15 protein-coding genes are annotated in these 18,356 nt (G+C 62.7%); 10 read left to right on the top strand and 5 right to left on the bottom strand.

Annotated elements, in window-relative coordinates:
* From U0029_RS00255 to U0029_RS00245, 3 genes are all read left to right on the top strand, one after another.
* On the top strand, positions 1-684 hold the full coding sequence (locus U0029_RS00255) for an SPOR domain-containing protein (RefSeq protein ID WP_114852121.1): 684 nt from the start codon (positions 1-3) through the stop codon (positions 682-684).
* Positions 685-745: 61 nt separating this feature from the next.
* Positions 746-1,375 carry a thiol:disulfide interchange protein DsbA/DsbL gene (locus U0029_RS00250; RefSeq protein ID WP_012419000.1) on the top strand — a complete coding sequence of 210 codons (630 nt, stop codon included), beginning with the start codon at positions 746-748 and terminating at the stop codon, positions 1,373-1,375.
* A 103-nt stretch (positions 1,376-1,478) separates the two neighbouring features.
* A complete protein-coding gene (locus U0029_RS00245; protein ID WP_012419001.1) occupies positions 1,479-3,041 on the top strand; it encodes an EAL domain-containing protein in 1,563 nt (520 codons plus the stop codon).
* Between the two features lie 4 nt (positions 3,042-3,045).
* Here U0029_RS00245 and metC read toward each other — a convergent pair whose 3' ends face one another.
* Positions 3,046-4,236: a cystathionine beta-lyase gene (metC, locus tag U0029_RS00240; RefSeq protein ID WP_012419002.1), complete on the bottom strand. Its 1,191-nt coding sequence runs from the start codon at positions 4,234-4,236 to the stop codon at positions 3,046-3,048.
* A gap of 141 nt (positions 4,237-4,377) precedes the next feature.
* Between metC and U0029_RS00235 the strand changes: the two genes are divergently transcribed.
* Positions 4,378-5,004, top strand: a complete 627-nt coding sequence (locus tag U0029_RS00235) for a LysE family translocator (RefSeq protein WP_012419003.1) — start codon at positions 4,378-4,380, stop codon at positions 5,002-5,004.
* A 23-nt stretch (positions 5,005-5,027) separates the two neighbouring features.
* On the opposite strand, the gene U0029_RS00230 is transcribed toward U0029_RS00235, so the two are convergent.
* Positions 5,028-6,089: an MBL fold metallo-hydrolase gene (locus tag U0029_RS00230; protein WP_114852122.1), complete on the bottom strand. Its 1,062-nt coding sequence runs from the start codon at positions 6,087-6,089 to the stop codon at positions 5,028-5,030.
* A 72-nt stretch (positions 6,090-6,161) separates the two neighbouring features.
* Between U0029_RS00230 and U0029_RS00225 the strand changes: the two genes are divergently transcribed.
* The 5 genes from U0029_RS00225 to U0029_RS00205 all read left to right on the top strand — a co-directional run bounded on the left by U0029_RS00225 (position 6,162) and on the right by U0029_RS00205 (position 12,866).
* Positions 6,162-6,542, top strand: coding sequence for a MerR family transcriptional regulator (locus U0029_RS00225; RefSeq protein ID WP_114852123.1), 381 nt, complete (start codon positions 6,162-6,164; stop codon positions 6,540-6,542).
* Between the two features lie 118 nt (positions 6,543-6,660).
* Positions 6,661-7,839: an isovaleryl-CoA dehydrogenase gene (locus U0029_RS00220; RefSeq protein WP_012419006.1), complete on the top strand. Its 1,179-nt coding sequence runs from the start codon at positions 6,661-6,663 to the stop codon at positions 7,837-7,839.
* A gap of 116 nt (positions 7,840-7,955) precedes the next feature.
* Complete coding sequence (locus U0029_RS00215; RefSeq protein ID WP_114852124.1) at positions 7,956-9,137, top strand: acetyl-CoA C-acetyltransferase; 1,182 nt, start codon at positions 7,956-7,958, stop codon at positions 9,135-9,137.
* 89 nt (positions 9,138-9,226) lie between these two features.
* On the top strand, positions 9,227-10,834 hold the full coding sequence (locus tag U0029_RS00210) for a carboxyl transferase domain-containing protein (protein ID WP_012419008.1): 1,608 nt from the start codon (positions 9,227-9,229) through the stop codon (positions 10,832-10,834).
* 25 nt (positions 10,835-10,859) lie between these two features.
* A complete protein-coding gene (locus tag U0029_RS00205) occupies positions 10,860-12,866 on the top strand; it encodes an acetyl/propionyl/methylcrotonyl-CoA carboxylase subunit alpha (protein ID WP_114852125.1) in 2,007 nt (668 codons plus the stop codon).
* A gap of 46 nt (positions 12,867-12,912) precedes the next feature.
* Here U0029_RS00205 and U0029_RS00200 read toward each other — a convergent pair whose 3' ends face one another.
* From U0029_RS00200 to U0029_RS00190, 3 genes are all read right to left on the bottom strand, one after another.
* Positions 12,913-13,158 carry a DUF1653 domain-containing protein gene (locus tag U0029_RS00200; RefSeq protein WP_012419010.1) on the bottom strand — a complete coding sequence of 82 codons (246 nt, stop codon included), beginning with the start codon at positions 13,156-13,158 and terminating at the stop codon, positions 12,913-12,915.
* A 59-nt stretch (positions 13,159-13,217) separates the two neighbouring features.
* Positions 13,218-14,408, bottom strand: coding sequence for an acetylornithine transaminase (locus U0029_RS00195; protein ID WP_012419011.1), 1,191 nt, complete (start codon positions 14,406-14,408; stop codon positions 13,218-13,220).
* A gap of 118 nt (positions 14,409-14,526) precedes the next feature.
* Positions 14,527-15,681, bottom strand: a complete 1,155-nt coding sequence (locus tag U0029_RS00190; RefSeq protein WP_162790355.1) for a DSD1 family PLP-dependent enzyme — start codon at positions 15,679-15,681, stop codon at positions 14,527-14,529.
* Between the two features lie 319 nt (positions 15,682-16,000).
* Here U0029_RS00190 and U0029_RS00185 point away from each other — a divergent pair, with 319 nt between their 5' ends.
* Positions 16,001-18,235, top strand: a complete 2,235-nt coding sequence (locus U0029_RS00185) for a TonB-dependent hemoglobin/transferrin/lactoferrin family receptor (RefSeq protein ID WP_012419013.1) — start codon at positions 16,001-16,003, stop codon at positions 18,233-18,235.
* Positions 18,236-18,356: the final 121 nt, after the last annotated feature.

Raw genomic sequence — 18,356 nt, 5'->3', positions numbered from 1 at the left:
ATGGCCAGCAAACGCAGATCCAGCTCACAAGGCGGCAGCACGCTTTATGGCGTGCTGGCCGGTCTATTGATTGGCCTGATCCTGGCGTCAGCGGTGGCGTTTTATGTCACCAAGGCGCCCATGCCTTTCGTAGACCGCGCCACCCGCCAGAGCAGCCAGGGCAATGAGCCGCCCGTCGACCCGCGCATGGCGCCAGACCCCAACCAAGGTCTGTATGGGCGTGATGGGGCGGCAGGCTCTTCGCCTACCGGCCCGACGTCAACGACCCCTACGCCGCTGCCCGACGGCAAGACCGATGACCTGGGCGCGCTGATCGCCACGCTGCCCGGCGCAGGCCAGGCCTCGCCCCCGCAACTGGCCGTGCCGGTGCCCGCCGCACCGCCGCCCGCTGCGCCCAAAGCGGCTGAACGGCCCGCTGAAAAAACGGCCAAGGAAAAGCCCAGTACGCCAGCCAACGGCAACTACTATCTGCAAGCAGGTTCCTACAAGGTGCAGGCAGATGCCGAATCGTTGCGCGCCCGCATCCTCTTGCTCGGTCTGCCGGTCAATGTGCAACGCGCCGAGGTCAACGGGGTGCAATTCAATCGGGTCCGGGTGGGGCCGTTTTCCCGCCTCGATGACATGAATCGGGCACGCAGCCGTCTGGGCGAAAATAAAATCGAATCTACTGTGGTCAAGCAGTAAAAAGGCATTGAACTTTCCCGACCCATACCGGGTCTGTAACGCTTTCATTCCAGGAATCCGTATGTTGTCCTCTTCGATCTCCCGTCTCCTGGCCGCCGCCGCTCTGGCTGCGACAACGTTTTTCGCTCCCGCCAGCCATGCAGAAGGTAATGCCTATGTCACCCTCTCGCCGGCGCTGCCTTCCGACACGCCGGGCAAGATCGAAGTCCTGGAGTTCTTCGCTTACACCTGCCCGCACTGCGCCGCCATCGAGCCCATGGTCGAAGACTGGGCCAAAACCAAGCCTGAAGACGTTGTGCTCAAGCAGGTGCCCATTGCCTTTAACGCCGGCATGAAGCCGCTGCAGCAGCTTTATTACACCCTGATGGCGCTCGACCGCCCGGATCTGCACATCAAGGTTTTCAATGCCATTCACGGCGAACGCAAGCGCCTGTTCGACAAGAAGGCCATGGGTGACTGGGTCGCCTCGCAGGGCGTGGACCGCGCCAAGTTCGACGCTGTATTCGACTCCTTCAGCGTCCAAACCCAAGTACAGCGCGCCAACCAGTTGGCGGAGGCCTATCGCATCGATGGCACGCCCTCGTTTGGCGTCGGTGGCAAATTCCTGACTTCGCCAGTCCTGGCGGGTAATAGCTATGAAGGCGCCATCAAGGAAATCAACAAACTGATCCCCATGGCGCGCGCCAAATAAGCATTCGCTGTTTCGCCCGGCCCCCCAGGATGAGCCATCCTCGGGGGCTTTTTCTATGAGGCTTTAGAATAGGCCAACATTCCCTCTCTTAAGGAAGCGCGGAATGAAGGCCATCAAGCAACGACTTCGCTGGAGCCTGGCCATCGCCCTGTTTGCGATGGCCTTGCCCGTTTTATTGATGGCCCCCCTGATCGGGTGGATGGCCAATGACCGCGCCCAGGGCGATTCGGAGGTGTCGGCAGCGACGATCCAGCGGCAGGTGAGCCGCGCCCTAGAGATCGTCTTCAAAGATGTGGGCATCGCCAGCCGCTTACTCGATGAAGACTGCGTCGCCGCCGCGCCCGAACTGGCTCGGCTAGCCAGCGCCACCCTGTATTTCCGTTCCATCTCTTTGCTGAAAAACGACAGGGTTTATTGTTCGTCGCTTAACGGCGCGATGAATTTCACGCTGCGCGACATCATCGATGGGATGACGCAGTTGCCGCCCGGCGCTGCCCTCGTACCCATCTACGGCACCCTGCTGGTGCCCGACCGTCCGGCCCTGGTGGTGTCGCAATCCCGCGCGCCAGGCCTGGGAGCGCTGGCCGTGATCGATGGCCAATACCTGCTGGATATACAGGATGCCGCCTCGGATGAGGGCAAATTCCAGGTGACTATTCTGCAAAGCCAGAGCGGTGTCCCGCTGTCGCCCAGCGTGCCCCTGGACAGCGCTGCGCCCTATGTCGAACGAAGCGGTGCGCTGGTGCGCTCAACGCAATACCCGTTCAGCGTCCGGGTGTCACCGTCGCGGGCCTTGATCGAAGACTACCGCAGCTATCTTTGGCGGCATCATGCGCCATTTGTCTTGATGGCCGCGCTGCTCTGCGGCTATCTGTCCTACCGTTACAGCCGCCGCCGCCTGTCCCTGGTGGGCGAGATTCAACGCGCCGTGCGGCACAACGAGTTTTTCATGGTCTACCAGCCGGTGATACATATGCCGACCGGCGAAATGCGGGGCGCCGAAGCCCTGATCCGCTGGCACAGCCCGGTGCTAGGACAGATACGGCCCGATCTGTTCATCCCCTTGGCCGAGCAGAACGGACTGATGCCAGACCTGACGCGCCACATCTTCCGGCTGGTTGCTGCCGACCTGCCCAAGCTAGGCCTGCGCGCGCAAGACCACCTGGGCATCAATATCAGCAGCTCGCATCTTGCCACGCCCGCCTTCCTAGCAGACGTACAGCATTTGCGGCGTGCCTTGGGACCGCAGGCCCCGCGCCTGGTGCTGGAGTTGACGGAGCGCGAGGCCCTGCACAATGACCCGCAAACCCAGGCCAATATCCGCCAGACCCGGGAGCAGGGCGTCTTGTGGGCGCTGGATGATTTCGGCACCGGGCAAAGCGCACTGGCTTATGTGCAGGATTTGGGCGCCGACTTCATCAAGATAGACCGGAGCTTCGTGTCGGGCATCGGTACGGACTCGGTCAATGCCATCGTGCTGGAGACGATTATTGCGCTAGGTCAACGCCTTAAGCTGGAGCTCACGGCAGAAGGCATAGAAACCGCCGCGCAGGCCGAGCACCTGACGCGCAACGGCGTGCAATGGGGCCAAGGCTATCTATACTCGCCGCCGCTCACGCCTGCCGAGTTCGCGACGTGGCGGCGCAAGCGGCAAGGCCGCAGCTGAGCGCTCAGGCGGCGCGGTCCAGCGCCTGGGCCAGGTCGGCAATAAGATCGGCCGGCGATTCCAGACCGATATGCAGACGCACCAGCGCGTCCGAGCCGCCTTGCCAATACTGATGGCGCGCCAACTCGCCCGGCGTGACCAATTGCACCAGGGACTCGAAGCCCCCCCAGGAAAAACCGATGCCAAACAGCGTCAGCGCATTAACGAAGTCCCGCGCGGCCTGCGGCGACAGGCCTAACTGCACCGCCAACATGCCATTCGAGCCGCTGCAGTCACGCTGCCATAGGGCATGGCCTGGATCGGCCGGCCATGCCGGGTGATAGAGGCGTACCACCTCGGGACGGTTTTGCAGGAACTCGCAGACTTCGAGGGCATGGCGCGCATGTTGGGCCATGCGCACAGGCATGGTGCGCACCCCGCGCAGGGCGAGCCAGGCATCATCGGCGCTGACCGAATAACCCAGCGCATATTGCGTGCGGTTCAAGCGCTTGGCGATGGCCTCATCATTGGTGACCACCGCGCCCAACATCAGGTCGGAGTGTCCGCCCACATACTTGGTGCCGGCGATGACAGAGACCTGCGCGCCCAGCGTGAGCGGGCGGTAGATATAGCCCGAGCCCCAGGTATTGTCGGTGGCGAGAATCAGGTCATGTTGTTTGGCGAAGCGGGCCAGCGCCGGCATGTCCAGCATCTCGAACAGCAGGGAGCCGGGCGCTTCGGCAAAGATCAGCCGCGTAGTGGGACGCACGAGGCTTGCCAGATCGGCCTTTGCGTCGAAGAAGGTGACGTCGATGCCCAGGCGCGACAGCACGGCCTCATGGAGCTCATGCACGGGCCCATAGGCGCAATCCGCCACCAGGGCATGTTCGCCGGCCGACAACAGCGACAGAAACACCATCGAGATGCCCGCCAGCCCGGACGAAGCCAGATAGCAATGCGTGCCACCCTCCAGCTCTGCAAACACCTGCTCCAGGGCGGCGTGGGTATCCATGCCCATGCGCCCATAGGTAGACGCGCGTTCGCCCGCCGCCTTGCGGCGCTGAGCGTCCTCGAGCTTGGCCAGACTTTGAAAACGCACAGTGCTGGCGCGCACGGATGGCAGATTGACCGGCGCGGCGCCAGTGTCGGGATTGAAGGGCGCGCTACCCAGATGCTGCAACAGGGTGTCGATGTGTTTAGCGGAGGTGTCAGACATGGCAGAGGCGGCAGACGAAAGAATGAAAGCGTAACAGGCAGCAGGCCTACACAAAGTTGAATCGATATTACCTGGCGCTAGGAATATGGCTTTGCCCTATGATGGCAGCGCTGGTTTTGATCACTCTCTGACCCCGCTCCCATGCTACCCCTGGACACTCTGATCGCTTTCTTTGGCATTGCCGTGCTGCTGGCGCTTACCCCCGGCCCCGACAATCTGTTCGTACTGATGCAGTCGGCTATCTGGGGCCGCAAGGCCGGCTTTCTGGTCGTGCTCGGTTTGTGCACCGGACTGCTCGGCCACACTACTGCGGTCGCAGTCGGACTGGCTGCGCTATTCGCCGCCTCGCCCATGGCCTTTACCGCGCTCAAGCTGGCGGGCGCGGCCTATCTGCTCTATCTGGCCTGGCAGATTCTGCGCGCGCCAACAGGCGGCGGACGCAGCGAAAAACCCGAGGCGCTGCGCGGGAGTGCGCTCTATCGACGCGGCATCATCATGAATCTGACCAATCCCAAGGTGCTGCTGTTTTTCTTCGCCTTTTTGCCCCAATTCACCCAGCCGCAGGCCGGCCCGATGGCCTGGCAGATCATCGAGCTGGGCGCGGTGTTCATGGTGGCCACACTGCTGGTGTTTGGTGCGATCGCGTTTTTCTCGGGCGCTTTTGGCGCGATGTTGCAGCGCTCGCCTCAGGCGCAGCGCTGGCTCAATCGCGTGGCAGGCGTGGTGTTCATCGGCCTGGCGCTGCGGCTGGTGACAGCCAGCCGCTAAAGCCCGGCACGCAAGGACAAGGCTCAGGCCGCGACAAAGCGCACCATGCCATCAGCACCCGAGATGCGCCTGAGCTTGCCCTCGAAGTAAAGCGCATGCAAATGCGCCAACGCTTCGCCCAGGGCAAAGGTGAGCTGGTGCAGGTCCAGTTTGCGATGAAACAGCACCGGCACGATGTCGGTGGCGGAACATTCAGCCTGCGCACAGGCTTGCAACACCTCGGCCAGCCGTTCGGCGTGATGCTGCCTCTGCTGGGCGATACGCTCATGCAGCCCCAGGAAGGGGCGGCCGTGTGAAGGCAGCACCAGCGTATCCGCCGACAGGCCGGCATAGGCTTGCAAGGAACGCAGATAAAGCGGCAGCGGATTCGCCTCAGGTTCGTGATCGAAGACACTGACATTGGTCGAAATGCGCGGCAGCACCATATCGCCCGAAATCAGCAGGGCCGGATCGGCGCAATAGAAAGACATATGCTCGGGCGCATGGCCATAGCCCACGATGGCCCGCCAATCGCGCCCGCCGATACGGATGAGATCGCCGTCCATGATGCGGCGAAACTGCCCTGGAACACGGGGCACGAGATTGGCGTAATAACCGGCGCGCTCGCGGATCTGCGCCTGCGCATCCGGGTCGATCAGGCCATGACGGGCAAAATGCGCGACCGCTCCCTGGCCGCCCGCGCCACTATTGCCTGCACGGCTGGACCAATAAGAGGCCGTCATGAAATCGGTCATGCTTATCCACAGGGGAGCCTGCCAGCGCTGGCAGAGCCAATCGGCCAGGCCGATGTGATCCGGGTGCATATGCGTGACCATCACCCGTAACACAGGCAGGCCATCGAGCTCGCGCTCGAAAATCTGTTCCCAGAGCGTGCGGACCTCGTCGCGTGAAATGCCGCAATCGACGAGGGTCCAACCCTGACGGCCGTCAATCTCGTCGCGCAGCAGCCAGAGATTGATGTGATCCAGCGCAAAGGGCAGGGGCATGCGCAGCCATTTGACCCCAGGCGCCACTTCCTGGACCTGGCCGGGTTTGGGCTGGAACTCGCCCCAGGGGTATTGCAACTTGTGCTCGTTGGCGTTCATCTTGAATCTTGTCTGCTTGACGTCTTGGTTCAGGCATCATAATTTACGTTTACGTAAACTGCCACTTGCAGCATGTCTTCAGCCACCTGGACCATCTCCGAACTCGCGCGCGAGTTCGACATCACGCCCCGCACCATCCGTTTTTACGAGGATCAGGGCATCGTCAGCCCGCAGCGCGAGGGCCGCAACCGCATTTATGGCGCACGCGATCGCACCCGGCTCAAGCTCGCTCTGCGCGGCAAGCGTCTAGGCCTGCAGCTGTCGGAGATTTGCAGCCTCATCGACATGTATGACGGCCCTAGCGACAACGAGGCGCAATTGCGTCAGTACCTGGCAGTGCTCAATCAACACCGGGCCATGCTGGAGCAGCAACGGCGCGACATCGATGACACCCTCGCCGAGATCGCCACCCAGGAACAGCAATGCCAGGTACTGCTCGCCAGCAAGACCTGAGGGTCCAAACCGCCTGCATCTAGGGAAAACCCCGGTGATCCTTACGTTTACGTAAACGTAATATTTGCACTGCACCATGACCGCCAACTGGCCCGCCCCCAAAACAACGGAGACATCGATGAATCTTCCCGGCCTGAACTTCGATCTGGGCGAGGACCTGGACATGTTGCGCGACGCCGTGCGCAGTTTCGCCCTGAGTGAAATTGCGCCGCGCGCCGGCGAAATCGACCGCGATGATCAGTTCCCGATGGATTTGTGGCGCAAGTTCGGCGATCTGGGCGTGCTCGGCATGACGGTCAGCGAAGAATACGGCGGCACCAATATGGGCTATCTGGCCCATATGCTGGTCATGGAAGAACTCTCGCGCGCCAGCGCCTCGGTGGCCCTGTCCTATGGTGCGCACTCGAACCTGTGCGTCAATCAGATCTATCGCAACGGCAGTGAGGCGCAAAAAGCCAAATATCTGCCCAAGCTCATCTCCGGCGAGCACATCGGCGCGCTGGCCATGAGTGAGCCTGGCGCAGGCTCCGATGTGGTCAGCATGCGCCTGCGTGCCGAGAAAAAGGGTGACCGCTACGTCCTCAACGGCACCAAGATGTGGATCACCAACGGTCCCGACGCCGACACCCTGGTGGTGTACGCCAAGACCGATCCTGAAGCCCATCAGCGGGGCATCACGGCCTTTCTGATCGAGAAGGGCTTCAAAGGCTTTTCTATCGCCCAAAAGCTCGACAAGCTGGGCATGCGCGGCAGCCATACCGGGGAGCTGGTGTTCCAGGATTGCGAGGTGCCCGCCGAGAACATCCTGGGCCAGCTCAATGGCGGCGTAAAAGTGCTGATGAGCGGCCTCGATTACGAGCGCGCCGTGCTCTCGGGCGGCCCGCTGGGCATCATGCAGGCCGTCATGGATGTGGCCGTGCCTTATGTGCATGACCGCAAGCAATTCGGCCAGGCCATCGGGGAATTCCAGCTCATCCAGGGCAAGATGGCCGATATGTACACCACGCTGCAAGCCAGCCGCGCTTTCTGCTACACCGTGGGAAAAAATCTCGACCGCCTGGGCCGCGAGCATGTGCGCCAGGTCCGCAAGGATTGCGCCGCGCTCATTCTCTACACCGCCGAGCGCGCCACCTGGATGGCCGGCGAAGGCATCCAGCTGCTGGGCGGCAATGGCTATATCAACGAATACCCGGTCGGCCGCCTGTGGCGCGACGCCAAACTGTATGAAATCGGCGCGGGCACCAGCGAAATCCGCCGCATGCTGATCGGCCGGGAACTGTTCAACGAAACGGCCTGAGCCTTCCTCGCCCCCATCCAAGATCACAGGCGAGCGCCGCCGCTTTTCTTTTACGATACAGACAGGGTCCGGCAAGGCCGGACCGCGTCACCTGTCTTGCATTCAAGGAGTAACTCATGTCCGATCCTATCGTCATCGTTTCCGTTGCCCGCACCCCGATGGGAAGCATGCTGGGCAGCCTGTCCGGCCTGTCCGCCCATGAATTGGGCGCCGTCGCCATCAAGGCCGCGATCGAGCGCGCCGGCCTCAAGCCCGAGCAAGTCGATGAAGTCATCATGGGCAACGTGCTGCAAGCCGGGCAGGGCCAGGCGCCGGCCCGCCAGGCTGCCCTGGGCGCGGGTTTGCCGCTGGGCGTGAATTGCAGCACCATCCACAAGGTCTGCGGTTCGGGTCTAAAGGCCGCCATGTTCGGCCATGATCTGATTCTGGCCGGCTCGGCCGAGGTAGTGGTGGCGGGCGGCCAGGAAAGCATGAGCAACGCGCCCTATCTGCTGCTCAAGGGCCGTCAGGGCTATCGCTATGGCCACAATACCGTGTATGACCACATGGCCCTTGATGGTCTGGAAGATGCCTATGATCGCGGCAAGGCCATGGGCGTATTCGCCGAAGACTGCGCCGACAAATACCACTTCAGCCGCGAACAACAGGACGCCTATTCGCTGGAGTCGCTGCGCCGCGCGCGCGCAGCCACTGAAGACGGCAGCTTCAAATGGGAAATCGCGCCGGTCACCGTGGCTGGCCGCAAGGGCGACACCGTGATCGACACGGACGAAGCCCCCACCAAGGCCATGCAGGAAAAGATCCCCACCCTGAAGCCCGCCTTCAAGAAAGACGGCACCGTCACGGCCGCCAATGCTTCGTCGATTTCCGACGGCGCCGCCGCCATGGTGCTGATGCGCGCCTCCACGGCCGAGAAACTGGGCCTCAAGCCCCTGGCCCGCATCGTCGCGCACAGCCAGCATTCGCAAGAGCCGCAGTGGTTCACGACCGCTCCGGTAGGCGCATTGAAAAAGCTGTTCGAGAAAACCGGCTGGCAGGCCAGCGATGTCGATTTGTACGAAATCAATGAGGCCTTTGCCGTGGTCACCATGGCCGCCATGAAGGAACTCAATCTGCCGCATGAAAAAGTCAATGTGCACGGCGGCGCCACGGCGCTGGGCCATCCTATCGGCGCCTCGGGCGCCCGCCTGGTCACGACCCTGATCGGTGCGTTGCGCCAGAACGGCGGCAAGAAGGGCGTTGCCACGCTGTGCATCGGCGGTGGCGAAGCCGTGGCAATGGCCATCGAAATGCTCTGATCGAGTCTGGCCGGCGCCCCTGCCGCAGGGGGCCGGCTGCTCCGCGCCCTTTGCGGGCGCGGTCTCTCCAACCTCCAGCCAGGACGGCCATGCCCATCATCGAATCCCGCATCGATACGCGCGGCGCCGATTTCGCAGCCAATACGAGCGCGATGCAAACGGCTCTCGACGACCTCAACCGCCACCTCACCGTCACCGCATTAGGCGGCAATGACAATGCGCGCGCCAAGCACGTGGCGCGTGGCAAGCTGCTGCCGCGCGAGCGCGTCGAACAGCTGGTCGATCCTGGCAGCCCCTTTCTTGAACTCTCGCCGCTGGCCGCCCACGGCATGTATGACGGCGAAGCGCCTGGCGCCGGCATCATCACGGGCATTGGCCGCATCGCCGGCACCGAATGCGTGATCGTCTGCAACGATGCCACCGTCAAGGGTGGCACCTACTATCCCATGACGGTCAAAAAGCATCTGCGCGCCCAGGAAATTGCGGCGCAGAATCACTTGCCCTGCGTGTATCTGGTGGACTCGGGCGGCGCCAATCTGCCACGTCAGGACGAGGTGTTTCCTGATCGAGACCACTTCGGCCGCATCTTCTACAACCAGGCCGTGATGTCATCGCAAGGCATCGCGCAGATTGCCGTCGTGATGGGTTCCTGCACGGCAGGTGGCGCCTATGTGCCCGCCATGAGCGATGAATCCATCATCGTGAAAAATCAGGGCACCATCTTTTTAGGCGGCCCTCCCCTCGTCAAGGCCGCGACCGGCGAAGAGGTCAGCGCCGAGGACCTGGGTGGCGGCGACGTTCACACGCGCCTGTCGGGTGTGGCCGATCATCTGGCCGCCAATGATGGCCATGCGCTGCAATTGGCGCGCAATGCGGTAGCCCGCCTGAACCGGAAAAAACCGCAACCGCTGGCTCTGGCCGAAGCCCGCCCGCCCCGCTATGACCCGTCTGAATTGAACGGCATCATCCCGGCCGACACACGCAAGCCTTTCGACGTGCGCGAAGTGATCGCACGCATTGTCGACGCTTCGGAATTCGACGAATTCAAGGCCCGTTATGGCACCACGCTGGTAACCGGTTTTGCGCATATTCATGGCATGCCTGTCGGCATCGTGGCCAACAACGGCATCCTGTTTTCCGAGTCGGCGCAGAAAGGCGCCCACTTTATTGAGTTGTGCACACAACGAAAAATACCCCTGGTGTTTCTACAGAATATCACCGGTTTCATGGTCGGCAGAAAGTACGAAAACGAAGGTATTGCACGTCATGGCGCCAAGATGGTGACGGCCGTGGCGACGGCTAGTGTGCCCAAGTTCACCGTTCTGATCGGCGGCTCTTTTGGCGCGGGCAACTACGGCATGTGCGGACGCGCTTACTCGCCACGCCTGCTGTTCATGTGGCCCAATGCACGTATTTCCGTCATGGGGGGCGAACAGGCCGCCAGTGTGCTGGCCACCGTCAAGCGCGACGGCATCGAAAGCCGTGGCGGCCAATGGAGCGCAGACGAAGAAGAGACCTTCAAAGCACCGATCCGCGAGCAGTACGAGCGTGAAGGCCATCCGTATTACGCCACGGCCCGCCTGTGGGACGACGGCATCATTGCGCCGGCAGACACACGCCGTGTGTTGAGCCTGGCGCTGTCTGCCGCCCTGAATGCACCGATCGAAGACACGCGTTTCGGCGTGTTCCGCATGTAAGCCACGCCGAGCCAAGGAGTCGCCCGTGTTCACCACGCTCTTGATTGCCAATCGCGGCGAAATCGCCTGCCGTGTCGCCGCCACCGCCCGCCGTCTGGGCATGCGCACAGTGGCGGTCTATTCCGATGCCGACGCCGACGCGCGCCATGTCGCGGCCTGCGACATGGCTCTCCCTATCGGCGGCCCCGAGCCGCGCGCAAGCTATCTGCGCGCTGACGCTATTTTGCAGGCGGCTCGCGACAGCGGCGCGCAGGCCATTCATCCGGGCTATGGCTTTCTTTCCGAGAACGAAGCCTTCGCGCAAGCGGCCGCCCAAGCCGGCATTGTGTTTGTCGGCCCCCCTGCATCGGCGATCGCCGCAATGGGCAGCAAATCGGCGGCCAAGGCGCTGATGGAGCGCGCCGGTGTTCCGCTGGTGCCGGGTTACCACGGTGAGCGTCAGGACCCGGAGTTTCTGCGCGCCGAGGCCGACAAGATCGGCTACCCGGTGCTCATCAAGGCCAGCGCAGGCGGTGGTGGGAAAGGCATGCGCGTGGTCGAGTCCAGCGCCGCCTTTCTCGAAGCACTGGCTTCCTGCCAGCGCGAGGCAAGGGCCAGTTTCGGCGATGACCGTGTCTTGATCGAACGCTATCTGCAAAAACCGCGTCACATCGAAATCCAGGTATTCGCCGACAGTCATGGCCAGTGCGTCTATCTCTTCGAGCGCGATTGTTCGGTGCAACGCCGTCACCAGAAAGTGATCGAAGAAGCGCCCGCACCCGGCATGACGCCCGAACGCCGCCAGGCGATGGGCGAGGCCGCCGTGGCGGCGGCGCGTGCCGTGGACTATGTCGGCGCGGGCACGGTAGAGTTCATCGTCGAGTCCGATGGCCGCTTTTATTTCATGGAAATGAATACAAGGTTGCAGGTCGAACATCCGGTGACCGAAATGATCACGGGCCTCGATCTGGTGGAGTGGCAACTACGGGTTGCCGCAGGCCAGCCGCTGCCGCTCAGACAGGAAGACCTGCGCATCGACGGCCACGCCATCGAGGCCCGCATCTATGCCGAGAACCCCGAAAAGGGTTTTCTGCCGTCTATCGGCACGCTCGCCTATCTGGCGCTGCCTGCGCATAGCGCTTTCGCCAACGGCGATATCCGGGTGGATGGTGGCGTGCGCATGGGCGACACCATCACGCCTTATTACGATCCCATGATCGCCAAGCTCATCGTCCATGGCGAAAACCGTGATCAGGCGCGCGCTCGCATGGTGCAGGCATTGGCGCAAACGCAGGTCGTAGGCGTACAGACCAATATCGCGTTCCTGACGCGCCTGATGACCGATACCGCCTTCGCCAGCGCCGATCTCGATACCGGCCTGATCGAACGCCAGCGGACAAGCCTGCTGCCCGACACCCCGCCAGCCGATCTGGCCACATTGGCCCTGGCCAGCGTGGCCGTTCTGGCGCACGAAGGGCTGGCCAGCGACAAGCAAGCCGGCACACCCTCGGCAGACCCCTGGGACGCTTGCGATGGCTGGCGCCTGGGTGGCCATTATCAACGCAGGCTGCGGTGGCAGGATCAGGGCGACATCCGCGAGGTGGCGCTACAGCGCAACCCGCAGGGCTGGCTGATCACCCTTGACGGCCTATCCGCCACTCTGCGCTGGCGTGCGCAGGCCGATCAGGCCGTCCGCGTGACGCTGGACGGCCGCGACGTAAGCGGCAAGGTCGTGCTGCATGGCGCGCACGCCCATGTCTTTCGCAACGGCGGCTCGGTGGTGCTGGAGCGTCAGCACGCGCATCACGGAGAAGGCCATGAGGGTCACGCCGGCGGCCTCACGGCCCCCATGCCGGGCAAGATCATCGCCATCTCCGCCAAGGCGGGCGACAAAGTCGAGAAAGGCCAGCCCCTACTGGTCATGGAGGCCATGAAGATGGAGCACACCATCACAGCGCCGGCAGCAGGCGAGGTGGCCGATGTGTTCTATGCCGTGGGCGACCAAGTAGCCGAAGGGGTGGCGCTCATCGCCCTGGCCGCCGACGGCGGGTAAGCAAGACGGACCCATCAAGACGGGTCCATCAAATGGCCGAGCCCCCTTAAACAGCGGGGCTGGCCGGGCCCACATAAGCGAAACGCGGCAGCTCGCCGGCTTCGGTGCTTACGGTTTCGTTCCAGATGCGCAGCAAGCGGGTATTCATGGGCAGACCGCCGCGCGGATACAGCCGCACATAGACGACCACGATATCGTCGGTCTCATCGGCACGGGCCAGACCCAGCGCCAGGTAATGTTGGCCCTTGTAATGGCGGTAGACGCCGGGGCGAAAGTCCTCGGTGGCGGACATAGGCACTCCAGAAAGCAGGACAGCCGCTTGAAGCGGCTGTCCTGGCGCCGATAAGAAGCTTAGTTGCGAACGGTGGTGATCAGGTGGTCGAGCTGTTCGAGCAGGGTCGCCGTTTCAGCCTCGGTGACATTCAGAGCAGGCATGAAGCGCAGCAGATTGCCGCGCGGCGCATTGAGCAGCAGGCCTTGCGGCTCCAGCTTGCGCGCCGCCTCGACGATGTCCGGGCCGTAATCGCCATCCAGTTTGAGCGCGCGCAGCAGCCCCATGCCGCGTTCGCCTTCCAGACCAAACTTGTCCGACAGCGTCAGCAGGCCTTCCGACAACTGCTTGCCGCGGGCCTGCACGGCATCCAGGAAACCCGGCGCATCCAGGGTATCAAAAACCGCCACGCCCACGGCCGCGCACAACGGGTTGCCGTTATAGGTTCCGCCCTGTTCACCATGCGAGAACACGCTGACCGATTCACGCGCAAGCAGGGCCGCCAGGGGCACGCCGCCGCCAATACCCTTGCCCAGCGTCATGATGTCCGGAATGACGCCGAACTGCTCGTAGGCATACAGGGTGCCGGTACGGCCCATGCCGGTCTGCACTTCGTCGACAATCAGCAAGATGCCATGCTCGTCGGCCAGCTTGCGCAGGCCCTGCATGAATTCACGCGAGGCCGGGATGACGCCCGCTTCGCCTTGCACAGGCTCGAGCATGATGGCCACGGTCTGCGCGTCGATCAGGGCGCGAACCGAGTCCAGATCATTCAGGTCGGCCTTGGGGAAACCTTCGACCTGCGGCGCGAACATGGTGTCCCAGCCCGGCTTGCCCGACGCCGACATGGTGGCCAGGGTGCGGCCATGAAAACCATGGTCCATCGTGATGATCTTGTAAGCGCCGTTGCGGTGCACACGGCCCCATTTGCGCGCCAGCTTGATGGCGCCTTCATTGGCTTCGGCGCCACTGTTGGCGAAGAACACCCGGTCAAACACCGAGCTTTCGGTCAAACGTTTGGCCAGCTCCAGCGAGGGCAGGTTGTAAAACGCCGGAGAGGGGTTCATCAGCAGACCGGCCTGCTCTTGCAGCGCACGCTGCATTTCAGGCGCGCAATGGCCCAGCGCGTTGACCGCCCAGCCCTGCACGAAATCCAGATACTGCTTGCCCGAATGGTCCTCCAGCCAGGACCCCTGACCGCGCACGAACACGAGGTCCGGGCGGGAGGTGATCTCCATGAGGGTCTTGACATTCAACTGGCTGAATTCCATGGCGGTTCCGCAAAAATAAACAGGGAGGAAACCTGAAATTTAGCACCTTGGGGCAAGAGCCAAGTAACAAGGGCCACCCCCGCAAGGCCTCAGTGCGGAAATACCACGCTCGCCCGGCCTAACGGCTCAGGCCGCGCGCGGCAATGGGCCACAGCCCCACGACAGTATCGTCGCGATAGGTCACCAGCGTGTCGTGCAGATTGAAGCAGGGATCGACATGCGGGACGACCAGCTTGAGCACCTCGCCCAAGGCCGGAGCCTGCGCCCCATCCTGCACGCGCACCACGCCGTGCTCGTCGTTGGCGGCGGCATAGACCAGACCGGGCCGGCCTTGAATACGGGGAAGACCGCACTCGATAGTGGTGGATTTCAGACCGGCGTCGAGTACGACGCGCTCGGGCGCGGGCGTGCTCATGACCGTGGAGAGCAGAAACAGACTCGTGCCGAAAGACAGCGTGTCCGACCACTCATTGGCGCCGTAATCGGCATCCATGAAGGCATAGGAACCGGCCTGCAATTCGGTATAAACGCCGCTGGCTGCGTCGAACTCGGCGCTGCCGGTGCCGCCGCCCGTAATGCGCTCGCAGGTGATGCCGTAGGCACGCAGCAAGGAGGCGTAGCCGGCTGCGCGGATGGCCGCCTGAGCGCTCATGGCGGCGCGCTCGGCGTGGCTGCGCACATGCTGCATCGCGCCGTGATAGGCCTGCAAACCGCCAAAGCGCAAGCCCTGCATGGCTTCGGCTGCCCGCGCCAGCGCCAGCACGTCGTGATCGTCTGTCACGCCGCAGCGCCCCTGGCCGACATCGACCTCGACCAGCACGGTGATGCGGGCGCCGACCTGCGCCACCGCGGCCGCCAGCGCATGCAGATTGCTCATGTTATCCACACACACACTGACGTCGGCGCGCAAGGCGAGCTGCGCCAGCAAGGCCAGCTTGGCCGGCCCCACGACTTCATTGCTGATGTGAATATCGCGTATGCCCGCGTCAAGAAAGGGCAGGGCTTCGCTGACTTTTTGACAACAGATGCCGCGCGCGCCCAGCGCAAGCTGACGCCGCGCAATCTCGGGACATTTGTGTGCTTTGGCATGGGGACGCAAAGCAAGGCCATGACGGTCGGCCCATTGCTGCATTAGCCCCAGATTAGCCTCGAAAACATCGAGGTCGAGTACCAGACTCGGGGTATCTGCCTGGGCAAGAGCCTGGCCAGGCACGGCAGGATCAGGTAGGGAAAGGCGATTCGAGACATGTGATTGAAGTGTGGCCACCAGCATTCGCTCCGCGTTGCGCCGATCAGGAACCCAAGTTGGCGCGATCATAACCTTGAAGCTCTCAATACCAACCATACCCGCGGGGGGATTCGCGAAGCAATCCCCCCAACACTGACACGCCAGGTTACCGGGGTGGCATGATCAGCCGCCATCTGGAGCACGGCGCAAACCGAATGCGCATCGCCTTGCACAAGACCTGACAAGGGATGAATCCGATATCGGAGTCACATGCCGCATAGCCGGGAGTGCTGGCCTGAAAATAGTAATTAATTCTCATTTACTAATGAGACATTCCGGCCTCGTCGCTTCAAACCATTGCCGCATGCCCAAGATCTTCATCCTGTCCTCAATTCATCTGGCTTTTCTGCTGACTTTCCCCGCCGCCGCACGAACCACTCCCCCTGTTCCTAACGCCAGGCACAGCACCGGCCACACGGCTCTGCCAGCCGAAACACGCCGCGTTTTCACACTGCCCACGCAATCCGTGACCGCCGACAGCATCGAACTCAGCCGCTCGGAACTCGATCAGGCAGAGATCGACCGGGCCCAGGCCGACAATTTCGCCAGTCTGGTCGATCGCTTGCCCGGCATCTCACAGGCCGGCTCGCCCCGCCCAGGCGGACAAAGCCTGAATATCTGGGGCATGGGCGACAGCGAAGACGTCAAATTGATTCTGGATGGCGCACCCAAGGGGTTTGAAAAATACCGTCAGGGCTCGGTGTTCATCGAACCCGAACTGATACGGCGTATCGAAGTCGACAAAGGGCCGCACAATCTGTGGGATGGCATAGGCGGCTTCGGCGGCACAGTGCGCATCGACACCAAGGACGCCGCCGAGTTGCTAGGCCCGGACGAGCTGGGCGGCGGCCTGGTGAAGTACGGCCGCCACAGCAATGACGGCCAGAACATCTATAGCGCCGCGCTATACGGCCGGACGCAACAAAACGGCGCAGATGGTCTCGTCTACTTCAACCAGCGCGACGGCGGCGACCTGCGGCGCCCCGATGGTAGCCGCTTTCTTTATTCGCGCAACGATTTGCGGTCCTATCTCGCCAAGACCAATCTGCATATCGCTCGCGACCACAAGCTGACCCTCTCCATAATCCGCTCCACATCGCGGGGCTGGCAGCCTTATGCCGCCAAGCGCGACAGCCTGTCCGCCCCCTCGGAGGCCAATATCCGACGCTATGGTCTGGAAGCCGCGTGGCGCCGCCAACTGGTCTATCGCGACCAGATAGACCAGACCTTGAGCGCGGCATGGCAGTACAGGCCCGGCCCCTGGCTGGACCTTGCGCTGTCCTATGCCGATTCGCATACCCGGCAACATGATAGGCGTCCGGACAATGCCACGCCCAGTGCGTTCATCGGCACCTTGGGCCACAGAAGCTGGGTCGGGTATAAGGACCGTGTGCTCGAACTCCGCAACCTCAGCCACCTCTCTGCGGGCGGCGCCGATCATGCTTTGCAATTCGGGGGCCGCTGGCATCAACACCGGCGCGACACGCTCATGTATTACGCGCAGGCCCGCAACCGCGCCGACCAGAACCGGGGGTATTTCCAGCCGCCTTACATGCCTTCCGGGCGGCAAACCGTGCGCAGCCTGTTCTTGCAGGATGCCGTCACGATAGGACGATTGACGATTACGCCAGGCCTGCGTTATGACCACGTCGTCAATCGGGGCCAGGCCAATCTCGCACGACGCTATAACGACCCCGCGCCCTCGGCAGGCCACGATTACCGCAGCGTGACCTACACCGGCTGGACGCCGCATCTGGGCGCAATCTGGCAGGCAAAGCCCTGGCTATCGCTGCTAGCCGACGTTACACAGGGCTGGCGCGCGCCCTTGATCGACGAACAATACGAGGTGCAATACGCCCGCGCAGCGGCCTCGGGCACCAGCCGCAGCCTCAGACCCGAACGCATGCTCGCTTGGCGCGCAGGCGCCATCTTCGACTTCCGCGATCTGCTGGCCCGCAAGGACCACCTGCAGGTGCGCGGCACGGCCTTCACCAACCGTGGTAGAGATGAAATATTCCTGCGACGAGGCGTGCTGTGCGAAACCCAGCCATGCCCCAAGCCGCTTTCCAACTACCGCAACCTGCCGGGTTACCGCATCGAGGGCCTTGAGCTGGAGTCCTTCTACGACAGCACGCACTGGTTCGGCTCCTTGTCCGTGTCGGCCATGCGCGGGCGCCGCGACAGTTCTCCGCGCGACCCCGCTGGTCAACGCAGCTGGATCGCAGAAATCCCGCCGACCACGGTACGCGCGATGCTGGGCTGGAAAACACAGAATCTGGCTTTCGGCTGGACCGGCGAATTCGTAAGGCGTCAGGATAGGTCCCCCAAACAAAGCGACCCACTGGCCGGGGTGTGGTCCTTGCCCGCCTCCAGCGGGTATGCCTTACATGGTCTGTTCGCTTACTGGCGGCCCTGGCCGGGCATGCAAGCCCGTCTGGCTGTGGATAACCTCTTGAATCGCGCCTACCGCCCCTATCTGGGCGAAACCGTATCCGGCCTGGGCCGCAACATCAAACTTAGCCTTTCTCAGCATTTCTGAAACCGACTCACGACGCCGTGCACCATAGGACATATCCCTGGTACACGCACGGTTGATCCGGCTTGAGCTTGCGCGTAAAGTAAAATCACGTCTGCTGGTCTGCCGATATGCGGGCCGACTG

The sequence above is a fragment of the Bordetella avium genome (assembly GCF_034424645.1).
Classification (GTDB): domain Bacteria; phylum Pseudomonadota; class Gammaproteobacteria; order Burkholderiales; family Burkholderiaceae_B; genus Bordetella; species Bordetella avium.
The sequence above is the reverse complement of the archived record's forward strand: the minus strand, read 5'-3'. Positions and strand labels throughout refer to the sequence as shown.

What these genes read in the sequence shown, in the direction of transcription:
- U0029_RS00255 (WP_114852121.1), top strand. Translation starts at nt 1, where the DNA reads ATGGCCAGCAAACGCAGATCCAGCTCACAAGGCGGCAGCACGCTTTAT.
- U0029_RS00250 (WP_012419000.1), top strand. Translation starts at nt 746, where the DNA reads ATGTTGTCCTCTTCGATCTCCCGTCTCCTGGCCGCCGCCGCTCTGGCT.
- U0029_RS00245 (WP_012419001.1), top strand. Translation starts at nt 1,479, where the DNA reads ATGAAGGCCATCAAGCAACGACTTCGCTGGAGCCTGGCCATCGCCCTG.
- metC (WP_012419002.1), bottom strand. Translation starts at nt 4,236, where the DNA reads ATGTCTGACACCTCCGCTAAACACATCGACACCCTGTTGCAGCATCTG.
- U0029_RS00235 (WP_012419003.1), top strand. Translation starts at nt 4,378, where the DNA reads ATGCTACCCCTGGACACTCTGATCGCTTTCTTTGGCATTGCCGTGCTG.
- U0029_RS00230 (WP_114852122.1), bottom strand. Translation starts at nt 6,089, where the DNA reads ATGAACGCCAACGAGCACAAGTTGCAATACCCCTGGGGCGAGTTCCAG.
- U0029_RS00225 (WP_114852123.1), top strand. Translation starts at nt 6,162, where the DNA reads ATGTCTTCAGCCACCTGGACCATCTCCGAACTCGCGCGCGAGTTCGAC.
- U0029_RS00220 (WP_012419006.1), top strand. Translation starts at nt 6,661, where the DNA reads ATGAATCTTCCCGGCCTGAACTTCGATCTGGGCGAGGACCTGGACATG.
- U0029_RS00215 (WP_114852124.1), top strand. Translation starts at nt 7,956, where the DNA reads ATGTCCGATCCTATCGTCATCGTTTCCGTTGCCCGCACCCCGATGGGA.
- U0029_RS00210 (WP_012419008.1), top strand. Translation starts at nt 9,227, where the DNA reads ATGCCCATCATCGAATCCCGCATCGATACGCGCGGCGCCGATTTCGCA.
- U0029_RS00200 (WP_012419010.1), bottom strand. Translation starts at nt 13,158, where the DNA reads ATGTCCGCCACCGAGGACTTTCGCCCCGGCGTCTACCGCCATTACAAG.
- U0029_RS00195 (WP_012419011.1), bottom strand. Translation starts at nt 14,408, where the DNA reads ATGGAATTCAGCCAGTTGAATGTCAAGACCCTCATGGAGATCACCTCC.
- U0029_RS00190 (WP_162790355.1), bottom strand. Translation starts at nt 15,681, where the DNA reads ATGCTGGTGGCCACACTTCAATCACATGTCTCGAATCGCCTTTCCCTA.
- U0029_RS00185 (WP_012419013.1), top strand. Translation starts at nt 16,001, where the DNA reads ATGCCCAAGATCTTCATCCTGTCCTCAATTCATCTGGCTTTTCTGCTG.